Origin of the sequence: Pseudomonas sp. MIS38, assembly GCF_019891575.1 — a bacterium.
Lineage (GTDB): Bacteria > Pseudomonadota > Gammaproteobacteria > Pseudomonadales > Pseudomonadaceae > Aquipseudomonas > Aquipseudomonas putida_A.
The window spans coordinates 3639-26443 of record NZ_JAFLXF010000011.1; the positions used below are offsets into that span (position 1 = coordinate 3639).

2 protein-coding genes (1 of these 2 only partly in view) are annotated in these 22805 nt (G+C 64.7%); both read right to left on the bottom strand.

All coding sequences use genetic code 11. The features are described 5' to 3' along the window. Positions 1 to 17844, bottom strand: a complete 17844-nt coding sequence (locus J1G18_RS14290; RefSeq protein WP_223007930.1) for a non-ribosomal peptide synthase/polyketide synthase — start codon at positions 17842 to 17844, stop codon at positions 1 to 3. Then, positions 17841 to 22805: the 3' end of a non-ribosomal peptide synthetase gene (locus tag J1G18_RS14295; RefSeq protein ID WP_223007931.1), read on the bottom strand. 8049 nt of this gene lie beyond the right edge of the window; 4965 of the gene's 13014 nt are visible here — the last part of the coding sequence; its start codon lies off the right edge, out of view — the gene reads right to left on this strand; its stop codon occupies positions 17841 to 17843. Before J1G18_RS14295 ends, J1G18_RS14290 begins: the two co-directional genes overlap by 4 nt.

The window sequence follows — 22805 nt, forward strand, 5'->3', positions numbered from 1 at the left end:
TCAGGACAGCACTTCGCCGACCGTCAGCGCCAGGCCGTCATGCCACCACGCGGCGAAACTGAAGACGTTGGGCGCCTTGAGAATCGTGAAGTGGTTGCCCGGCCCGTACCACACCGCCAGATCGCTGACCTGCCGCTGCCAGCCTTCGAGCATCGCCGCCTGCTCGCGCTGATTGCCCCACTCGTCCAGCGTCGGGTCATCGACCAGCACCAGCCGCACCGGCCCGCTGTAGGCCAGACGCGGTTGATAGACCGTGCGCAAGGCGCTGGCGAAGGTGCGTACCGGGCCATGCATCGCGTCCGGCGCCGCGCGCTCCGACAACACCCCGGCGCGCACCATGCCGGCGTGCAGCAGTCGCAGTTGCGTGGTGTCGTCGGCGTTGGCGAAGGTCGCAGGATCGATGCCCAGCGATTTGCCACAGGACAACTGCAGGGTGTCAATCAGCCGTTGCAGCGCGGCAGTGGCCGTGTACGGCTTGCCCGCCGTGCCGTCACCGCCCGGTGCCTCGCTGTCGATCAAGGTCAGCGAAGCCACCTCGCGCCCGGCCGCCTGCAACTGCGCCGCCATGGCATGCGCGACCCAGCCGCCGAACGAATGGCCGATCAGGTGCAGCGGCCCCTGCGGGTGGATCTGCTCGATGGCCTGCAGGTAGAACGCGGCAGCGGCTTCGACCGCGCTGTGCGGCACACTGACGCCGTCCAGCCCGCGCGGTTGCAGGCCGATGATCGGCCACTCCGGGCCGATGGCCTCGGTCAGGTGAATGAACCCGGTGACGCTGTCACCCGCCCCCGGCACACAGAAAATCGGCGCATACCCCGGCTGCCCGGTCTGAATCGTCAGCAGCGGTTGATACAGCGCCGGTTCCGGCGTCACCAGGGTTTCCAGCGCCTGGGTAATGGCCTGGCCAAGCGCTTGGATGTGCGGGTGCTTCATCATGGTCCGGTGATCGCCGGGGATGTCGATGCAACGCAGCAAGCCAATGTCGAAGCGCTCTTCCCAGCCGCGCGTCGGGCTCGGCAATGACTGGCCTTCCATCAGTTCCTGTGCACGGAACAGGTGGATCGGCTGGCTCGCCGGGCTGACTCGGTAATGCGCCAGCGCCAGACGATGCGCCGCTTCGCGATCAAAGTAATGCCAGGCGTCCGCCGCGCTGACCGTGGCCAGTTCCGGATCGGTCAGTTGCTGTGCCTGGCAACGCTTGAACAGCTCGGGGAAATCCAGTTGTTCGACTTGTGCTTCCAGCACTTGCACCGCCGCCAGCGCCGCCTCGCTTTCGGCACCCAGCATCAGCGAACGCCCTCGGCAATGGCCGAGCAACTGGCGCTTGTCGAGGCCCTCGCCGCTCCACATTGCCTTGTCCTGGGCGAGCGGGTTTGGCGCATAGCTGTCGAGCATGCCGATGAAATCCACCGGCTCATCGAGGCCGAGCAATTGCTGCGCGACCTCATGCGCCAGCACCCCGCCGAACGACCAGCCCGCCAGCCGATACGGCCCGTGAGGCTGTACCGCGCGGATGATCCCGACCATGCGCTGCGCCATGCACTCAAGCGTGCGCAATTGCGCTTGCCCCAGCGGCACACCGGGCAGGCCGTAAATCGGGAACTCGCCACCGATGTGCTGGGCCAGCGTCGGGAAATACACGTCCCTGCCGCTGAATTCATGCAGCAGGAACAGCGGCGTACCGTGCGTCCCGGCACGCACCACGACCAGCCCGTCAGGCTGACTGACCGCCTCGCCCTGACTGAGCAGCGCGGCGGCAGACTCGATGCTCGGATGCTGGAACAGTTCGGCCAGCGACAGCGACAGCCCGGCCCGTTGCATCAGATTGACCAGCTTCACCGCCAGCAACGAATGCCCGCCCAGTTCAAAGAAGTTGTCATGGCGACCGACCTGTTCGACGCCGAGGACTTCACCCCATATCTGCGCCAGCGCGGTTTCGACGTCACCCTGTGGCGCCACGTATGGGCGGTTGATCACGGCGTCCGCTCCCGGCTCCGGCAGGGCTTTGCGATCAATCTTGTCGTTTGGTGTCAGCGGCAAAGCGTCGAGCAACACGAACGCGCCCGGCACCATGTATTCCGGCAGGCGCTCCAGCACATGGCTGCGCAACGTCTCAAGACTCGGTGCTTCCACGCCGGAACGCACGGTGTACCAGGCCACCAGACGCTCATCACGGACCATCACCACCGCCTCGCGAATCGCCGGATGTTCGATCAGCCGCGCCTCGATTTCCCCCGGCTCCAAGCGCAAGCCCCGCAGCTTGATCTGGAAGTCGTTGCGACCAAGGAATTCCAGCTCGCCGTGATTGTTGTAGCGCGCCAGATCTCCCGTACGGTAAAGGCGATCACCCGCCACAAACGGGCTGTCGATGAAGCGCTCGGCCTGCATCTCCGGCAGTCCGTGATAACCACGCGCCACGCCGACGCCGCCAATGTGCAACTCACCACTGACGCCTTGCGGCACCGGCTGACCGTACGCATCGAGCACGTACAGCCGAGTGTTGCTCAAGGCTGTGCCGATCGGCACCACGTTGTCCGGCACCGGCATATGCGGCTCCAGCGTCCAGCCCGTGCTGTCCACCGTGGTTTCAGTCGGGCCATAAACGTTGTGCAAACGCACCCACGGCAGGCGATCACGCACCTGTCGCGCCAGTACCGCACTGAGTTCACCACCACCGTTGAGCACATCGGTCAGGCTGGTGCATTGCTCGACACCGTCCTGCTCAATGAACTGCTGCAACAGCGCCGGAACGAATTTGACTACGGTGACCTGCTGCTCACGAATGGTCTGCACCACATAGGCCGAATCGCGGTTGCCGTTCGGCCGCGCCAGCACCAGACGCATCCCGGAACACAGCGGCCAGAAGATCTCCCACACCGAACTGTCGAAGCTGAACGGTGCTTTTTGCAGCAACGCACCGTGTTCGGTCGGCGGCGAAATCTGCGAACCCCAATGCACCATGTTGCAGGCGCTGCGGTGTTCGATCATCACGCCCTTCGGCAGCCCGGTAGAACCGGAGGTGTAGATCATGTACGCAAGGTTCGAGGCGCTGAGGCCCGGCACTGACGAATCGTGATCCGGCAGGTGCTGCCAGGTACTGCGGTCAAGGTCGATCACCGTGGCGACCGCGTCATCGAACAACCCGCGAGTAGCGGTCTGCACCAGCACCGCAGTCGGCGCGCTGTCCTTGAGCATGTAGGCCAGACGCTCCACCGGATACCCCGGGTCCAGCGGCACATAGGCACCACCGGCCTTGAGGATGCCGAGCAGACCGACCACCAGATCCAACCCGCGCTCGACGCAGATCGCCACCCGCGCATCCGGCTGCACACCGAGTTCGCGCAGGTGCTGGGCCAAGCGGTTGGCGCGCTGATTGAGCTCGCGGTAGGTCAGGTTGCCTTGCGCGGACTGCAGCGCGACAGCGTCCGGTTTGCGCCGCACCTGCGCTTCGAACAAGCCATGCAACGGCTGCTCCAGCGGACAATCAACGGCGCTGGCATTGAAATCGACCAGCAAACGCTGCTGCTCCTGCGGTGCCAGCAACGGCACTCGCGCAAGCACCGCCTGATCATCGTTGACCAGCGCCGCCAGCAGCCGCTGGAAGTAGCCGACAAAACGCTGCACCGTCGCTTCATCGAACAACGCCGTGGCATAGCGCAACGAACCGCGAATCCCGTCGTGGGAATCGCCAAGACTCAGCGACAGGTCGAACTTCACAAAATGGCTGTCGCCGGCCACCCCTTCCAGGGTCAGGTCGCCGAGGGTCAGGCTCGGACCGTCGTTGTTGTCCCAACTGAGCATGGTCTGGAACAACGCGCTGTGCGACAGGCTGCGGACAGGCTTGCTGATGTCCACCACTTGCTCGAACGGCAGATCCTGATGCGCCTGAGCGTCCAGAGTCTGCGCCTTGACCCGCGCCAGCAGCGCCTCGCCGCTCGGCTCACCCGAGGTGTCGATGCGCAGCGCCAGGGTGTTGACGAACATGCCGATCAGGCCTTCGATCTCGGCGCGGGTGCGGTTGGCCACCGGCGAGCCGATCACCACGTCGCTCTGCCCGGACAACCGACTGAGCAACATCGCCCAGGCGCTCATGATCACCATGTACGGCGTCACCGCGCGACGCTGACACAAGGCTTTCAAACCGGCGCTCAAGTGTTGATCGAGCAGCAGGTCGACGCGGCTGCCGGAATAGTCCTGCTGTGGCGGACGCGGACGGTCGGTGGGCAGGGTCAGCAGGGCTGGCGCGCCGGCCAGGGTCCGCTGCCAGTAATCGCTCTGACGCTGCAGCACCTCGCCACTGAGCCAGCGCCGTTGCCACACCGCGTAGTCGGTGTATTGCAGCGCCAGCGGCGGCAGCGGATCGTCTTCGCCACGGCTGAACGCTTGATACAACGCGGCCAGCTCACGGGTCAGCACGCCCATCGACCAGCCATCGGCGATGATGTGGTGCAGCGTCAGCAACAGCACATGATGATCATCAGCCAGACGCACCAGACGTCCGCGCAGCAGCGCATCATGCTGCAGATTGAAGGAGGCGCAGGCCTGCTCCTCGATCAGGCCGCGCAAGGCGTTATCAGCCTGCGGGTGCCGGCGCAGGTCTTCTACCGGCAGCAACAGACCGGTGTCGGCCGGCAGAATCCGCACCTGCGGCTGATCGTCGATCTGGCTGAAGCGGCTGCGCAAGGTTTCGTGTCGGGCGACGATGCGTGCCAGTGCCCGTTGCAGCGCGTCTTCATCCAGCCGACCGCGCAGGCGCAGACCGACCGGGATGTTGTAGGCGCTGTTGCCGCCATCCATCTGCGCCAGGAACCACAGACGTTGCTGGGCGAAGGACAGCGGCAATAGCTGATCACGCGGCGCCGGCAAAATCTCCGGCAAGGTGCTGCGCCCCGCCCGGCTCAGTACCTCGGCGACAGCGGCCAGCTCGGGGTTGGCGAACAGCTCGGCGAGTGTCAGCTCGACGCCCAACTGCTGGCGCACCTGCGACAGCATGCGCATCGCCAGCAACGAGTGCCCGCCCAGTTCGAAGAAGTTGTCGTGACGACCGACCTGTTCGAGCTGCAACAAGCCAGCCCAGATCCGCGCCAAATGGTCTTCCAGCGCCGAGATCGGCGCCACATACACCCGGCTGAGCAGCGCTGCCTGCGTCGGTGCCGGCAGCGCCTTGCGGTCGACCTTGCCGTTGTTGTTCAACGGCAGCACATCCAGTTGCACCCACGCGGTCGGCACCATGTATTCCGGCAGTCGTGCCAGCAACTGCGCGTGCAGATCGGCGCTGTCCAGGCGGCCGGCGTGCGCGGTGTAGTACGCCACCAGACGGGTGATGTCCTGACCATCGCGGCGCGCCAGTACCACGGCTTCCTTGATCCCCTGGCAGTTGAGCAGGCGGTTTTCGATTTCACCCAGTTCGATACGGAAACCACGAATCTTCACCTGATCGTCATTGCGCCCGATGCAATCGAGCTGCCCCGGCGCCAGCCAGCGTGCGAGGTCGCCCGTGCGATACAGCAGCGCGCCCGGCTGATCGCTGAACGGATCGCGCAGGAACTTCTCGGCGGTCAGATCGGCGCGGTTCAGGTAACCCAGCGCCACGCCCTGCCCGCCGATGTACAACTCGCCGGTCACGCCCATCGGCACCGGTTGCTGATGCGCGTCGAGCACATACACCTGGGTGTTGGAGATCGGCCCGCCAATCGGCACGCTCTCGGCGTTTTCCGCCACTTCACGCACTTCGAAGGTGGTGGCGTAAGTGGTGGTTTCGGTCGGGCCGTAGCAGTGCACGATGCGTAACTTTGGCGCCTCGGCCAGCAGTCGACGGAACGCCGCCGGGTCGCCGCGCTCACCGCCGCACAGCAGAATGCGCAAGCCTTTCAGCGCCTGCGGAATCAGCTGCACATACTGGTTGAACAGCGCCGTGGTGACGAACAGCACGGTCGCCCTGGAGGCGCTCAATTCATGGCCGAACGCGTTCGGATCAAGCAAGGTCTGGTGATCGATCACCACCACACGCCCGCCGTTGAGCAGCGGTCCCCAGATGTCCATGGTGCTGGCGTCGAACGCCGGGTTGGAGGCGAACACCACGCGGTCCTGCGCATTGAAATCGGCGTAACCGTTGTTCAGCACCAGGCGGCCGATGGCGCGGTGCGGCACCATCACGCCTTTCGGGGTGCCGGTGGAGCCGGAGGTGTACATGATGTACGCCAGCGCTTCCGAGGATTGCAGCAGGTTCGGGTTGTGCGTCGGTTGGCCGCTGAGGATCAAGCGGTCAAGGTCAATACGTGGCGCAGCGTAGTCGATGTCTTCACGGCTGAGGGTCAGCAATGCCGCGGCCTGACAGTCCTCGACCATGAATGCCTGACGCTCGCTCGGGGCATTGATGTCCAGCGGCACATACGCCGCCGCGCATTTGGCAATCGCCAGTTGCGCCACCAGCAGTTCCAGCGAACGCGGCAACAGGATCGCCACGTGATCGCCCGGCTGCACGCCCTGGCTGATCAAGTGATGCGCCAGACGGTTGGCCTGGGCGTTCAGCTCAAAGTAGCTCAGCGAATGCTCGCCATGCACCGCCGCCACCGCTTTGGGATGCGCCGCTGCCTGTTGCTGGAAAATCCCGTGTACGGTCAGCGTTTGCGGATACTCGCGCGCCGTGGCGTTGAAGTCGTACAGCAAGCGCTGACGCTCAGACTCGGCGAGTAATTGCACCCGCTCCAGGACTGTCAGCTCATCGCTGACCATCGCCGCCAGCAGGCGCTGCAAGTAGCCGACATAACGCTCGACGGTCGCTTGATCGAACAACGCCGTGGCGTATTCCAGCGAACCGCGAATCACCCCGTTGACCTCACCCAGGGTCAAAGTCAGGTCGAACTTGGCCACCCGGCCCGGTGCGGCCACACCTTCGAGGCGCAGATCGCCCAGCGCCAGGTTCGGCCCCACGTTGCTGTCCCAGCTCAGCGTGCTCTGGAACAACGGGCTGTGCGCCAGACTGCGCGCTGGCCGGGTGATTTCCACCACTTGCTCGAACGGCAGATCCTGATGCGCCTGCGCCTCCAGCGTGCGCGCCTTGACCCGTGCCAGCAGCGTGGCCACGTTCGGTTCGCCTGAGGTGTCGATGCGCAGGGCCAGGGTGTTGACGAACATGCCGATCAGGCCTTCGATTTCGGCGCGGGTGCGGTTGGCCACCGGCGAGCCAATCACCACGTCGGACTGCCCGGACAGACGACTCAGCAACAGCGACCAGGCACTCATCAGGGTCATGAACAGGGTCACGCCGTGACGCTGACTCAAGGCTTTGAGCCCGGCGCTCAGGCGCTCGTCCAGCCGTACTTCGACGCTGCTGCCGGCAAAGTCCTGCTGCGCCGGGCGCGGACGGTCGGTGGGCAAGGTCAGCAAGGCCGGCGCGCCGTCGAGGGTCTGCTGCCAGTAATCGCTCTGGCGCTGCAGCACTTCACCGCTGAGCCAGCGCCGCTGCCACACGGCGTAGTCGCCGTATTGCAGCGCCAGTGGTGGCAATGGATCCGGCTGACCGTGACTGAACGCCTGATACAGCGCCATCAGCTCACGGGTCAGCACACCCATCGACCAGCCATCGGCGACGATGTGATGCACGGTCAGCAACAGCACATGATGATCGTCAGCCAGACGAATCAGGCGATCGCGAATCAGTGGATCATGCTGCAGATCGAAGGCCGTCGCGGCTTCCTGCGCGAGCAGTGCCTGCACGCAGGCTTCGGCCTGCGGGTCTTGGCGCAGGTCTTCAATCGGCAACAGCAGACCGCTATCGACCGGCGCAATCAGCACCTGCGCCTGATCGTCGATGCTGACGAAACGGCTGCGCAGGGTTGCGTGCCGCGCAACGATCTGCGCCAGTGCGCGTTGCAGCGCTTCGCCGTCGAGTTGCCCGCGCAGGCGCAGGCCAAGCGGAATGTTGTACGCCGAGTTGCCACCGTCCATTTGCGCGAGGAACCACAGGCGCTGCTGGGCGAAGGACAGCGGCAGCGCTTGATCCGGCGCGGCCGCGACGATCTCTGGCAGCGTGCTGCGCCCGGCGCGGGTCAGCACCTCGGCCACCGCGCTGAGATGCGGATCGGCAAACAACTCGCTCAGGGGCAGTTCGACGCCCAGACGCTGGCGCACCTGCGACAGCATGCGCATCGCCAGCAACGAATGACCGCCGAGTTCGAAGAAGTGGTCATGGCGGCCGATCTGTTCGACTTGCAGGGTCTCGGCCCAGATCTGCGCCAGCGCGGTTTCCAGTTCACCTTGCGGCGCAACGTATTCACGGGTGAACAACGCCGCAGCATCCGGTTCGGGCAAGGCTTTGCGATCAACCTTGCCGTTGTTGTTCAGCGGCAAGGCATCGAGCTGCACCCAGGCACTCGGCACCATGTATTCCGGCAATTGCGTCTGCAAATGCTCACGCAGGCCAGCCAGTTCCAGCGTGCCGTCGTGCGCGGTGTAGTAGGCCACCAGCCGCAGCGGTTCCTGACCATCGCGCCGGGCGAGCACCACCGCTTCGTTGATCCCCGGATAGCTCAGCAAACGATTTTCGATCTCACCGAGTTCGATGCGGAAACCACGGATTTTCACCTGATCGTCATTGCGCCCGATGCAATCGAGCTGCCCCGGCGCCAGCCAGCGCACGAGGTCGCCAGTGCGGTAGAGCAACGCGCCCGGACGGTCGCTGAACGGATCGGGCAGGAATTTTTCCGCCGTCAGATCGGCACGGTTCAAGTAACCGAGGGCCACGCCCTGCCCGCCGATGTACAACTCGCCGGTCACGCCCATCGGCACCGGTTGCTGATGCGCGTCGAGCACGTACACCTGCGTGTTGGAGATCGGCGCGCCAATCGGCACGCTTTCGGCGTTTTCCGCCACTTCGTGCACTTCAAACGTGGTGGCGTAAGTGGTGGTTTCGGTCGGGCCGTAGCAATGCACGATGCGCAGCTGCGGCGCCTCGGCCCGCAAGCGGCGGAAGCTTGTCGGATCGCCGCGTTCACCGCCGCACAGAACCATGCGCAAGCCTTTCAGGGCCTGCGGAATCAGTTGCACGTACTGGTTGAACAGCGCGGTGGTGACAAACAGGATTGTCGCGCCGCTGGCGCTCAATTCGCGACCGAATGCGTTCGGATCCAGCAGGGTCTGGTGATCGATCACCACCACGCGTCCGCCGTTGAGCAGCGGCCCCCAGATGTCCATGGTGCTGGCGTCGAACGCCGGGTTGGACGCAAACGCTACGCGATCCTGCCGGTTGAAATCGGCGTAGCCGTTGTTCAGCACCAGACGAGCGATGCCACGGTGCGGCACCATCACACCCTTCGGCGTACCGGTGGAACCGGAGGTGTACATGATGTACGCCAGCGCGTCCGAGCTTTGCGCCAGATTCGGATTGTGCGTCGACTGACCGCTGAGCTTGAGCCGGTCGAGGTCGATGCGCGGCGCGGCGTAGTCGATGGCTTCGCTGCTGAGTGTCAGCAACGCCACGGCGCGGCTGTCCTCAAGCATGAACGCCTGGCGCTCGCTCGGCGCGTTGATGTCCAGCGGCACATAAGCCGCCGCACACTTGGCAATCGCCAGCTGCGCGACCAACAGCTCCCGCGAGCGCGGCAGCAGGATCGCCACCTGAGCGCCCGGCTGTACGCCTTGAGCGATCAGGTAGTGGGCCAAGCGGTTGGCCCGATCATTCAAATCGCCATAACTCGACGTTTGCCCGCCATGCACCACAGCGATGGCGTGTGGATCTGCCGCCACTTGCCTTTCGAATAATGCGTGCACGGTCGGCGCACGCGGGTATTCCCGCTCGGTGGCATTGAACTCGACCAGCAATTGCCGGCGTTCGTCTGGGGCCAGGATCGACACCTGATCAACGCTCAATTGTGGTGTCTGTTCCAGTGCCTGCAGCAGGTTGCTCACCGCCCGTTGCAGGTACTCGCAGATGCGTGCGGGATTAATGCCGGGAGCGGCCAGTGCAGTGAAGGCGAAACCTTCGCCGAGGTCATCGACACTCACGCTCAACTGATAGTTGGTGTGCTCCTGGGTATTGAGCAACTGCATGCCTTGCCACGCGTTCGTCGCCTCCGCAGAAGGCGTGCCGGCAGTTGCGCTGTGGCGATAGTTGAACAGCGTACTGAATAACGGCGTGCCGGCGGGCATACCACTGCAACGCTGGGCCAGCGCCAATTGCGCATGCTCATGTTGCAGCAGCGCGTTCAACTGTTGGTGGGTGGCGAGCGCGGCTTCCTGCGCCGAGCGTTGCCCGAGATCGACCCGCAGCGGCAAGGTGTTGATGAACACCCCGAGCGCGCGCTCGGCGCCCTCGCCCGCCTGCAACCGCCCCAGCAACACAGTGCCGAACACCACTTCGTCACGCCCGGAGAGTTTTCCCAACACCTGCGCCCAGGCCAGATGCATCAGGCTCGCGGCGCTGATCCCCAGCCGTCGGGCCTTGGCCCTGACGCGCTGACTCAGATCGAGGTCGAGTACCCGTCGTGCTTCTGCGGCGTGGCCCTCGGCAATGCTGTGCAGGCTGTACGGCGCGCTCGGTTCGCTGATGTCACTGAGCATTTTGCGGAAGAACGCTTCATGCGCCTGATCACTGATTGCGCCACGGCTGTGCGCCACATAATTGCGATACGGCACCGGCTCGGCCAGACGCTGCGGCTGGCCGCTGAGGAACGCCTGCATCTCGTGTTGCAGCACCTCCAGTGCCACGTGGTCCATCACCAGGTGATGGAACAGCAACAACGCTACTACCCGCTGATTGGCTGAATCCCAGGCGTGCACCACGCGCATCAGCGGCGCCTGATTGACGGCCATGCGGTACTGCGCAGCGTCGAAACGCCGGCGCAATTGCTCCAGTACATCGCCGTCCGTGCCATTCAGCTCCAGCGCTTCGCACGCCAGCGGCGCCTCACGCCAGACCACTTGCACCGGGTCTTGCAGCCCGTCCCAGAACAGCGAAGTGCGCAGGATGTCGTGGCGCTGGATTACGTTCTGCAAGGCTTGGGTGAAGCTGTTCAGGCGTTGCTCATCGGCAAACGCGAACTGCGCCTGCAACACATACGGATCGCCCTGGGCGGCGGACAGGTGATGAAAGAGGATGCCGGTCTGCAACGGCGCCAACGGGTAAATATCCTGCACGTTGGCCACGCCGCCGGGGATGCTGGCGACGATGCGGTCGATGCTCGGCTGGTCGAGCGCCACCAGTGGCAACAACTCGGGAGTGATGCGCGTGCAGTCCGCCGGGATGAGGTTGGCCGGGACTTCGGCTTCCGGTTCACCGCCCACGGCAGCGGCCAGCGCGGCGAGGGTCGGTTGGTTGAACAGCACGCGAATGTCGGCGCTCAGGCCGGCACGGCGCATCCGCGCCACCAGATTCACCGCCAGCAGCGAGTGACCACCGAGTTCGAAGAAATGGTCGTGGCGCCCTACCCGCTCAACCTTGAGCAATTCAGCCCAAAGCTGCGCGAGCGCGGTTTCCACTTCGCCGACCGGCGCTTCGTATTCACGGGCGGTCAGCGTCGCCAGATCCGGGGCCGGCAGTGCCTTGCGGTCGAGTTTGCCGTTGGGGCTCAGCGGCAATGCATCGAGATGCACGAACACGGCGGGCACCATGTAGTCCGGCAGGTTTTCCAGCAAGTGGCCGCGCAGTGTTTCAATTTCCAGCGGTGCGCCGGTGTAGTACGCCACCAGACGCTTGTCGCCCGGAACGTCTTCGCGGGCCAGTACGGCGACTTCCTGAATGCCGTCGATCTGGGTCAGGCGTGCCTGGATTTCACCGAGTTCGATGCGCAGGCCACGGATCTTCACCTGATCGTCGTTGCGGCCCAGGTATTCGATATTGCCGTCCGGCAAATAGCGGGCGACGTCGCCGGTGCGGTACATCCGTCCATTACTCTGGAACGGATCATTGAGGAAGCGTTCGGCGTTCAGTTCCGGGCGATTCAGATAACCGCGCGCCACCTGCACGCCACCGATGTACAGCTCACCGACCACACCGTGCGGCACCGGTTGTTGCTGGGCATCGAGGATGTACATGCGGGTGTTGGCGATCGGTTTGCCGATCGGCGTGTTGTCCGGGGTGCTTTCCAGCGGCCCGGCGCAGTTCCACGCGGTCACGTCCACCGCGGCTTCGGTCGGGCCGTAGAGGTTGTGCAATTGGCTGCCCGGCAGTTGCTGCTTGAAACGCCGCACCACGCTGCCCGGCAACGCTTCGCCGCTGCACATGACTTGCCGCAGGCTGGCGCAACGCGCGGTGTCGGCGTGGGCGAGAAAGACGTCGAGCATCGACGGAACAAAGTGCAGCGTGGTGATGTGTTCGCGTTCGATGATTTCGCTGAGATACAGCGGATCCTTGTGTCCCTCGGGCCGGGCCATGACCAATCGGGCGCCAGTCATCAACGACCAGAAGAACTCCCAGACCGAGACGTCGAAGCTGAACGGGGTTTTCTGCAACACCGTGTCGCTGGAGGTCAGTTGATAGGCGTCTTGCATCCACAGCAAACGGTTGACCACCCCGCTGTGTTCGTTGATCACGCCTTTCGGTTGGCCGGTGGAGCCGGAGGTGTAGATCACGTAGGCGGTGTGCTGCGGGGTCAGTTCGGCTACTGAAAGGTTGTCGGCAGGCAGCGATTGCCATTGCGACTGATCCAGATCGATCACCGGCACGGAAGTGTCACCGAGCAACGAACGCGTGGTTCCCTGCACCAATACGGCCAGCGGCGCGCTGTCCTCGAGCATGTAAGCCAGACGCTCCAGCGGATACGCCGGATCCAGCGGCACATAACCGCCGCCAGCCTTGAGGATCGCCAGCAGCCCGACCACCATGTCCAGACCGCGTTCGACGCAGATCGCCACCCGCGAATCCGGCCCTACGCCCAATTCACGCAGGTGCCGCGCCAGTTGATTGGCCCGGGCATTGAGCTCGGCATAAGTCAGTTGCTGTTCATCAGCAACCACCGCGGGAGCCCAAGGCGTACGCGCCACTTGCGCTTCGAACAGACCATGAATGGTCTGCTCAAGGTTGTAATCGACCGCCGTGGCATTGAACTCGACCAGCAAACGCTGCTGTTCTTCCGGCGCCAGCAGCGTCGCCTGTTCCAGCAGCGCCTGATCGTTGGCGACCATCGCCTGCAACAGGCGCTGGAAATAACCGACGAAGCGCTCGACCGTGCTCTGGTCGAACAACGCCGTGGCGTATTCCAGCGCACCGCGAATGATGCCGTTGGACTCACTGAGGCTCAGCGACAGGTCGAACTTGGCGAAGTGGCTCGGCTCGGCCACGCCTTCCAGCGTCAGTTCGCCGAGGGCCAGCGCCGGGCTTTCGAGGCCATCCCAACTGAGCAAGGTCTGGAACAACGGGCTGTGCGCCAGGCTGCGCACCGGCCGGGTGATTTCCACCACTTGCTCGAACGGCAGATCCTGATGCGCCTGCGCTTGCAGGGTTTGCGCCTTGACCCGCGCCAGCAGCGCTTCGACGCTCAGCTCGCCCGAGGTGTCGATGCGCAGCGCCAGGGTGTTGACGAACATGCCGATCAGGCCTTCGATCTCGGCGCGGGTGCGGTTGGCCACTGGCGAACCGATCACCACTTCCGCCTGCCCGGACAAGCGGCTGAGCAGCATCGCCCAGGCACTCATCAGCGTCATGTACAGGGTCACGCCGTGGCGCTGGCCCAAGGCTTTGAGCCCGGCGCTAAGGCGCTCGTCGAGCACGACGGCAACGCTGCTGCCGGCATAGTCCTGCTGCGCCGGGCGCGGCCGATCGGTCGGCAGCATCAGCAGTGCCGGGGCACCAGCGAGGGTCTGTTGCCAGTACTCGCTCTGACGCTGCAGCACTTCGCCGCTGAGCCAGCGCCGTTGCCACACCGCGTAGTCGGTGTATTGCAGCGCCAGTGGCGGCAGCGGATCCGGCTGGCCATGACTGAACGCCTGATACAGCGCCATCAGTTCGCGGGTCAAAACACCCATCGACCAGCCGTCGGAGATGATGTGGTGCAGGGTCAGCAACAGCACATGGTGATCGTCGGCCAGACGTACCAGTCGCCCGCGAATCAACGGATCGTCCTGCAAGTCGAACGGCCCGGAGGCTTCGCCCTGAATCAGCGCCTGCAGGGTTTCCTCGGGTTGCGGGTGCTGGCGCAGGTCTTCGACCCGCAGCAGCAGACCGGTATCCACTGGGGCAATCAGCACTTGCGCTTCGTCGTTGAATTGCGCGAAGCGGCTGCGCAGGGTTTCGTGGCGGGCGACGATCCGCGCCAGTGCGCGTTGCAGCGCCGCGTCGTCGAGACGGCCACGCAGACGCAGGGCCACGGGAATGTTGTAGGCGGTATTAGCGCCTTCCATTTGCGCGAGGAACCACAAGCGTTGCTGGGCGAACGACAGCGGCAACGCGCCGTCACGCGGGACCGGCACGATCTGCGGTTGCGCACAGCGTCCGGCCTCGCTCAGCACTGCCGCGACCGCCGCCAGTTCGGCGTTGGCAAACAGATCGCTCAGCGCCAGCTCGACACCCAGACGCTGGCGCACTTGCGAGACCATGCGCATCGCCAGCAACGAATGCCCGCCGAGTTCGAAAAAGTGATCCTGCCGCCCGACCCGCTCGACCTGCAGCACGTCGGCCCAGATCTGCGCCAGCGCGGTTTCCACCTCGCCTTCGGGCGCTGCGTACTCGCGGGTGAACAGCGCCGCCAGATCCGGCGCCGGCAAGGCCTTGCGGTCGACTTTGCCGTTGGCGGTCAGCGGCAGCGCGGCGAGTTTGACGAACGCCGTCGGCACCATGTATTCCGGCAAACGGCTGAGCAATTGCGCGCGCAACTCGCCCACCGGCAGCGCTTCGACCTGCGGCTGCTCGGTGAAGTAGGCCACCAGGCGCGGCTGGCCGGGTTGATCTTCGCGAGCGAGCAGCACCGCTTCCTGAATCCCCGGCAACTGGTTGAGGCAGGTTTCGATCTCGCCCAGCTCGATGCGCACGCCACGGATCTTCACCTGATCGTCGTTGCGCCCGAGGTACTCGATGTTGCCGTCCTCGCGCCAGCGTGCAAGGTCGCCGGTGCGGTACATCCGCGCGTTCGGCGCGCGGCTGAACGGGTCACGCAGAAAGCGTTCGGCAGTCATGTCCGGGCGATTGAGGTAGCCACGGGCAACCCCGGCACCGCCGACGTACAGCTCACCGGCAACGCCAAGCGGCACCGGGCGCTGTTGTTCGTCGAGCAGGTACACCGTGGCATTGCTCAGCGGTTTGCCGATGTGCAGCGCGTCGCCGCTTTGCACCAGACCTGAGGTCGCGACCACCGTGGCCTCGGTCGGGCCGTAGTTGTTGATCACGTCGAAATGCTGATTGCGATTGAACTGCCGCAAGCGGTCGCCGCCGATCAACAACGTGCGCAGGGTCGGGTGTTCGAGGTTCTGGCTGAAGGCGTATTCGGCCACCGGGGTCGGCAGGAAGCTCACGTCCAGCGGCTGCGCGCACCACCACGCGAGCAAGGCATCGATGTCTTCGCCGCCCTCGTGAGTCGGCGCCAGATGCAGGGTCGCGCCCGCGCAGAGCGCCGGCCAGACTTCCCAAGCCATCGCATCGAAGCCGAACCCGGCCAGGCTTGAGGTGTGACGCCCGGCACACAGGTCGAACGCGGTGCAGTGCCAGTCGACCAGATTGCTCAAGGTGTGATGCTCGACCATCACGCCTTTGGGCAAACCAGTGGAGCCGGAGGTGTAGATCACGTAGGCCAGGTTCGCGGTGCTCAGGCCCGGTACCTGCGGGTTTTGCGTAACCGTCAGCGGCCAGTTGCAGTGATCGAGGTCGAGCACCGGCACGTTTAGCGCCGGCAGTCGCTCGCGCAGATGACTTTGGGTCAGTACGGCGACTGGCGCGCTGTCGTCGAGCAGGTAGTTCAATCGCTCCGCCGGGTGCGCCGGGTCAATCGGCACGTAACCGGCGCCGGCCTTGAGGATCGCCACCAGCCCGACCAGGGTGTCCAGCCCGCGACGGGCGACGATGGCGACACGGTCGTCGGGTTTCACGCCCAAACCGATCAGATGCTGCGCCAAGGCATTGGCTTGCTGATTGAGTTCGGCGTAGGTCAGTTGCGCGTCGGCAAACACTGCCGCCAGCGCGTCCGGCCGTTCGGCCACCTGTGCCTCGAAACGTTGCTGGATGGTCTGTGCAGCCGGGAAATCCACTTGAGTGGCATTGAACTCGAGCAGTACCTGCGCAAGCTCCGCCGCCGGCAGGATCGGCAGTTGGTTGACCGGTGTCTGCGGCGCCTGCTCCAGCGCAAGCACGAGGTTTTCCAGCGCGCAGTGCAGGTAGTCGCAGATGCGCTGTGGATCGGTCTGGGTGCTGGCCAGCAGGGTCAGGCTGAAACCGTCACCGAGGTCATCGACACTCATCGTCAGCGGATAGTTGCTGCGCTCTTCTGAGTGCAGGGTGGTGATGCCCTGCCACGCCGCGAGGGTCTCGGCGCTGGCAGTGGCCACGTTGTGGCTGTGACGATAATTGAGCAGTGTGCTGAACAGCGGGGTCGGCGCCACGACGTGGCTGCAGCGCTGAGCCAGGGCCAGCGGTGCGTGTTCGTGCCGCATCAGCGTGGTCAACCGGGCGTGGGTGGCGTTGACCGCCGCGCGCACGTCCTGCCCGTCGATGTTCACCCGCAACGGCAAGGTGTTGATGAAAATCCCCAGCGCCCGATCAATCGCTTCAGCGCCTTGCATGCGGCCCATCAGCACCGTGCCGAACACCACCTGCTGCTTGCCGGTCAGCGCGGCCAGCACCTGCGCCCAGCCGAGGTGGAACAGGCTCGCGACACTGACGCCGAGCGACCGCGCCTGCGCCCGCAGACGCTGGCCCAATAGCGCCGCGACCGGCACGCTGAGTTCGACGATTTCGCTGCCGTCACCCTGCACGTCCTGCAGGCCGTAAGGCAGCGTCGGTTCGTCGATGTCGCTGAGCATCTCGCGGAAAAACGCCTCGTGCTCGGCCTCGCTGACGCCCAGACGCGCCTGCGCCACGTAGTTGCGAAACGGCACCGGGCGCCCGAGCCGTTCACGCTGCCCGGTGAGGCACGCGCGCATTTCGTGGCGCACCACGTCGAGGGCCGAGTGGTCGAGCGCCATGTGATGGAACAACAGCGTGGCGATCACCCGTTGCCCGGCCTCATCCCAGGCGTGGGCCAGACGCATCAGCGGCGCCTGGGTAACGTCGAGGCGGAAATGCCGGGCGTCGAAGCGCTCGTGCAGATACGCCAGCACGTCGCCATTTGCATCAGGCAACGTCACCTCTTCCACCGGCAGTTCGGCGCGGCGCCAGACCACCTGCACCGGTGCATCCAGCCCTGCCCAATGCACAGCGGTGCGCAGAATGTCATGGCGATCGATCACCGCTTGCAGCGCATGAGCGAACGCTTGAAAACGCTCGCGGCTGGCAAAGGCGAAATGCGATTGCATGACATACGGATCGCCGTCACCGCCACTGACGTGGTGATACAGGATGCCTTCCTGCAGCGGCGCCAGCGGGTAGATGTCCTGCACATTGGCTGCGCCGCCGGGGACTTGTGCGACGAGGTGGTCGATGGTGGTTTGGTCGAGCTCGACCAGCGTCAGCATCGCCGGGGTGATGTGCGTGGTGCCCGCAACGATGCCGTTGGCTGGCACTTCGACCTGACCGTGCTTGCTGGCCGAGTACTGCCCGGCCTTGATCAGTTCGATCAGCGCCGGTTTGTGCTCGCGCAACAGCGCCAGCAACGCCGGGTCGTTCAACGCCTGCTTGTTGCCATTGACCCGCAATTGGTCGTCCGCGACCGCCAGCTGGATATCTTTAGCCTTCAATGTGGCCAACAGTTCGATCACGTTCACAGGACGATCTCCATTCGTTCGGTAATTGCGGCGTAGCCTGCCAAGGTCGGATGTTCGAACAGCGACCTGACATCGGCTTCCATGCCTTCCTGACGCAGCCGGCCGATCAGACTGACCGCCAGCAGCGAGTGACCACCCAGTTCAAAGAAATGATCGTGGCGCCCTACCCGCTCGACGTTGAGCAACTCTGCCCAGAGCCGTGCGAGGGTGATTTCCACTTCGCCCACCGGGGCTTCGTATTCGCGGGCGGTCAGCGCCGCCAGATCCGGGGCCGGCAGTGCCTTGCGGTCGAGTTTGCCGTTGGGGCTGAGCGGCAATGCATCGAGGTGCACGAACAGCGCGGGCACCATATAGTCCGGCAGGTGCTCCAGCAGATGGCTGCGCAGCACGTCGATTTCCAGGCGTGCGCCGGTGTAGTACGCCACCAGACGCTTGTCGCCGGATGCATCTTCGCGGGCCAGTACGGCGGCTTCCTGCACGCCATCGATCTGGGTCAGGCGTGCCTGGATTTCACCGAGTTCGATGCGCAGGCCACGGATCTTCACCTGATCGTCGTTACGGCCCAGGTATTCGATATTGCCGTCCGGCAGATAGCGGGCGACGTCGCCAGTGCGGTACATCCGCCCATTGGCCTGGAACGGATCGTTGAGGAAGCGCTCGGCGTTCAGCTCCGGGCGATTCAGATAACCGCGCGCCACCTGCACGCCACCGATATACAGCTCGCCGACCACGCCGTGCGGCACCGGTTGTTGCTGGGCATCGAGGATGTACATGCGGGTGTTGGCGATCGGTTTGCCGATCGGCGTGTTGTCTGGCGTTTGTTCCAGCGGCCCGGCGCAGTTCCACGCGGTCACGTCCACCGCAGCCTCGGTCGGGCCGTAGAGGTTGTGCAATTGGCTGGCCGGCAGTTGCTGCTTGAAGCGCCGTACCACGCTGCCCGGCAACGCTTCGCCGCTGCACATGACTTGCCGCAGGCTGCTGCAGCGTGCGGTGTCAGCATGAGCGAGGAACACATCGAGCATCGACGGAACAAAGTGCAGCGTGGTGATCTGTTCGCGTTCGATGATTTCGCTGAGGTACTGCGGATCCTTGTGCCCCTCGGGCCGGGCCATGACCAGACGTGCGCCGGTCATCAGCGGCCAGAAGAACTCCCAGACCGAGACGTCGAAGCTGAACGGGGTTTTCTGCAATACCGTGTCGCTGGAGGTCAGTTGATAGGCGTCCTGCATCCACAGCAATCGGTTGACCACCCCGCTGTGTTCGTTGATCACGCCTTTCGGTTGGCCAGTGGAACCGGAGGTGTAAATGACGTAAGCGGTGTGCTGCGGGGTCAGTTCGGCTACTGAAAGGTTGTCGGCAGGCAGCGATTGCCAGTGCGGCTGATCCAGATCGACCACCGGCACTGAGACTTCGCCGAGTAACGAACGCGTGGTTCCCTGCACCAGCACCGCCAACGGCGCGCTGTCTTTCAGCATGTAGGCCAGACGCTCCAGCGGATACGCCGGGTCCAGCGGCACATAACCGCCGCCAGCCTTGAGGATCGCCAGCAGCCCGACCACCATGTCCAGACCGCGCTCGACGCAGAGCGCCACCCGTGAGTCCGGCCCTACGCCCAATTCGCGCAGGTGCCGCGCCAGTTGATTGGCCCGGGCATTGAGTTCGGCGTAGCTCAGTTGCTGCTCACCCGCGACCACGACGGGTGCCTGTGGCGAGCGCTCCACTTGCGCTTCGAACAAGCCATGAATGGTCTGCTGAAGATCGTAATCGACGTCCGTGGCATTCAGGCCGAACAGCAACTGCTGGCGCTCGGCATCCGCCAGCACCGGCAGGCGGTTCAAGGCCTGCTGCGGTGCCTGCTCCAGCGCCTCGACCAGCCCCGCCAACGCCTGCTGCATGTAGCCACACACCCGCGCCGCGCCAATCGGCGCAGGGGTCATGGCCGTGAGATCAAAGCCCTGCCCCAGGTCATCGACGTTGAAGCTCAGCGGATAGTTGGTGCGCTCCTCGCTGGACAGATTTTCGATGCCTTGCCAGGCCAGGCGATTGGCTTGCAACTGTTCCGCGCTGACGCTGTGCCGGTAGTTGAGCATGGCGCTGAACAGCGGCGACGGCGCCGCCACCCCGCTGCAACGCTGGGCCAATGCCAGTGACGCATGTTCATGGCCGAGCAATGCGGTCAGTTGCGCATGGGTGGCGCGCACCCCGGCACGCACCGGAACATCGCCCAGATCCACCCGCAGCGGCAGCGTATTGATGAACATTCCCAGACCGCGATCAGCACCGGTACCGCCCTGCATCCGCCCCAGCAGCACGGTGCCGAACACCACGCGCTCATGTCCGGAAGTCGCCGCCAATACCTGGGCAAATGCCAGATGGAACAGGCTCGCGACGCTCACGCCCAGCTGCCGCGCCTGGCTGCGCAAGCGCTGCGCCAAGACTTCCGGCACGCGCTGACGGACTTCTTCGATGTCATGGCCGTCACCGTGCACGTCCAGCAGACCGAACGGCAGCGTTGGCTCGTCGATCTCGCCGAGCATCGCGCGGAAGAACGCTTCATGCTCCTGCTCGCTGACGCCCAGCCGGGTCTGCGCCACGTAATTGCGATACGGCACGGCGGGTATCAGGGCTTCGCCGTGACCGAAGAGCAGCGCCTGCAGTTCCTGCTGCACCACTTCCAGCGCCGTGTGATCCATGGCGATGTGATGGAACAGCAGCATGGCGACCACCCGGTGGTTGGCCGGATCCTGCGCATACACCAGGCGAATCAGCGGCGCCTGACTGAGGTCGATGCGGAAATGCCGCGCGTCGAAACGCTCAAACAATTGCGCGAGTACGTCACCGCCGGCCGGGTCGAGTGCGACTTCCTGCAGCGGCAGTTGAGCTTCGCGCCAGACCACTTGCACCGGCGTCGCCAACCCTTCCCAGACCACTCCGGTGCGCAGAATGTCGTGACGTGTCATGACCTGGCGCAGCGCGGCGGCGAAGGCCTGCAAGCGTTCAAGGCTGTCGAATGCCAGGCGCGATTGCAGCAGGTATGGATCGCCGTGCGCGGCGCTCAAGTGATGATAAAGAATGCCTTCCTGCAACGGCGCCAGCGGATAAATGTCCTGCACGTTGGCGGCACCGCCAGGCACCGTGGCAACGATACGCTCGATGCTCTGCTGATCCAGTTGCACCAGGGTCAGCATGTCTGGAGTGATATGCGTGCAACCGATTGGAATCAGATTGGCCGGCACCGCGACTTCGCGACCACTGCCGACGGCGGCGGCCAGTGCGGCGAGGGTTGGCTGGCTGAACAGCACGCGCACATCGGTGCTCAGGCCGAGCTGACGCATGCGCTCGATCAGGGTCACCGCCAGCAGCGAATGGCCGCCCAGTTCAAAGAAGTTGTCGTGACGACCGACCTGTTCGACTTGCAGCACCTCGGCCCAGACCTGCGCCAATGCGGTTTCCACCGGCCCTTGCGGCGCGGCGTATTCGCGGCTGAGCCAGGCGTCCTGATCCGGTTCTGGCAAGGCCTTGCGGTCGAGTTTGCCGTTGGCGGTCAGCGGCAGCGCCTCAAGCCGCACGTAAGCTGCCGGCACCAGTGCCTGTGGCAGACGCGCTAGCAAATGCGCGCGAAGATCCTCGTTATCGACTGTTGTGCGAGCAGTAAACCAGGCGATCAACCGCGCCTCGCGCACCAGCACCACCGCGTCCTGCACCGCCGGATGGCTGGACAGCGCGGCTTCGATTTCACCCAGCTCCACCCGCACGCCGCGCAGTTTGACCTGATCGTCGTTACGCCCCAGGTATTCGATATTGCCGTCGGCCAACCAGCGCGCGAGGTCGCCGGTGCGGTACATGCGCGCCTGCGGTTCGTCACTGAACGGGTCTTCGAGGAAGCGTTCGGCGGTCAGCTCGGGACGGTTCAGATAACCACGCGCGACACCCGCGCCACCGACGTACAGCTCGCCCGCCACGCCAACCGGCACCGGACGCTGCTGTTCATCGAGCAGGTAGATCCGGGCGTTGCTGATGGGCCGGCCGATGTGCAGCAATTGCCCGGCATGGATTGAACCGGAAGTCGCAACCACCGTGGCCTCGGTCGGGCCGTAGTTGTTGATGACGTCGAACGTCTGCCCACGCGAAAACTGCCGCAACTTGTCGCCACCGATCAACAGCGTGCGCAAGGTCGGGTGACCCAACTCACGACTGAAGGCGTATTCGGCAATCGGCGTCGGCAGGAAGCTCACTTGCAACGGTTGCGCGCGCCACCAGTCGAGCAGTTCATCGAGGTGTTCGTTGCTGATCGACGGCGGCGGCAGGTGCAGGGTCGCGCCGACACACAGCGCCGGCCAGACCTCCCAGGCCATCGCGTCGAAACCGCAACCGGCGACGCTCGCGGTGTGGCTGCCGGCGCGCAGGTCGAATGCCTCACAGTGCCAGTGCACAAGGTTTTCCAGGGTCGCGTGTTCGACCACCACGCCTTTCGGCTGGCCGGTCGATCCCGAAGTGTAAATCACGTAGGCCAGATGCGCCGGGGTCAGCGTCGGCAGTTGCGGATTGGTCTCCGGCAGGTGTTGCCAGAGGGCGTTGTCCAGATCGATCACCGGCACTCGACCCAGCAGCTCGCGGGTCGCGCCCTGCGCCAGCACCGCCACCGGATCGCTGTCCTGCAACAGGTAGGCGATGCGCTCCGCCGGGTACGCCGGGTCGATTGGCACGTAACCGGCGCCGGCCTTGAGAATCGCCAGCAGCGCCACCAGCATCTGCGGGCTGCGTTGCAGGCACACGGCAATCCGGTCGTCCGGCTGCACGCCGAGGCCGAGCAAGTGATGCGCCAGGCGATTGGCCTGCTGATTGAGTTGCGCATAGGTCAGTTGCTGCGTGCCCTGCACCACTGCCAGTGCCTGCGGCTGCTGCTCGGCCTGCACTTGCACCAGCGCCTGAATCGTTGCGCCGCGCGGGTATGCCGCCGC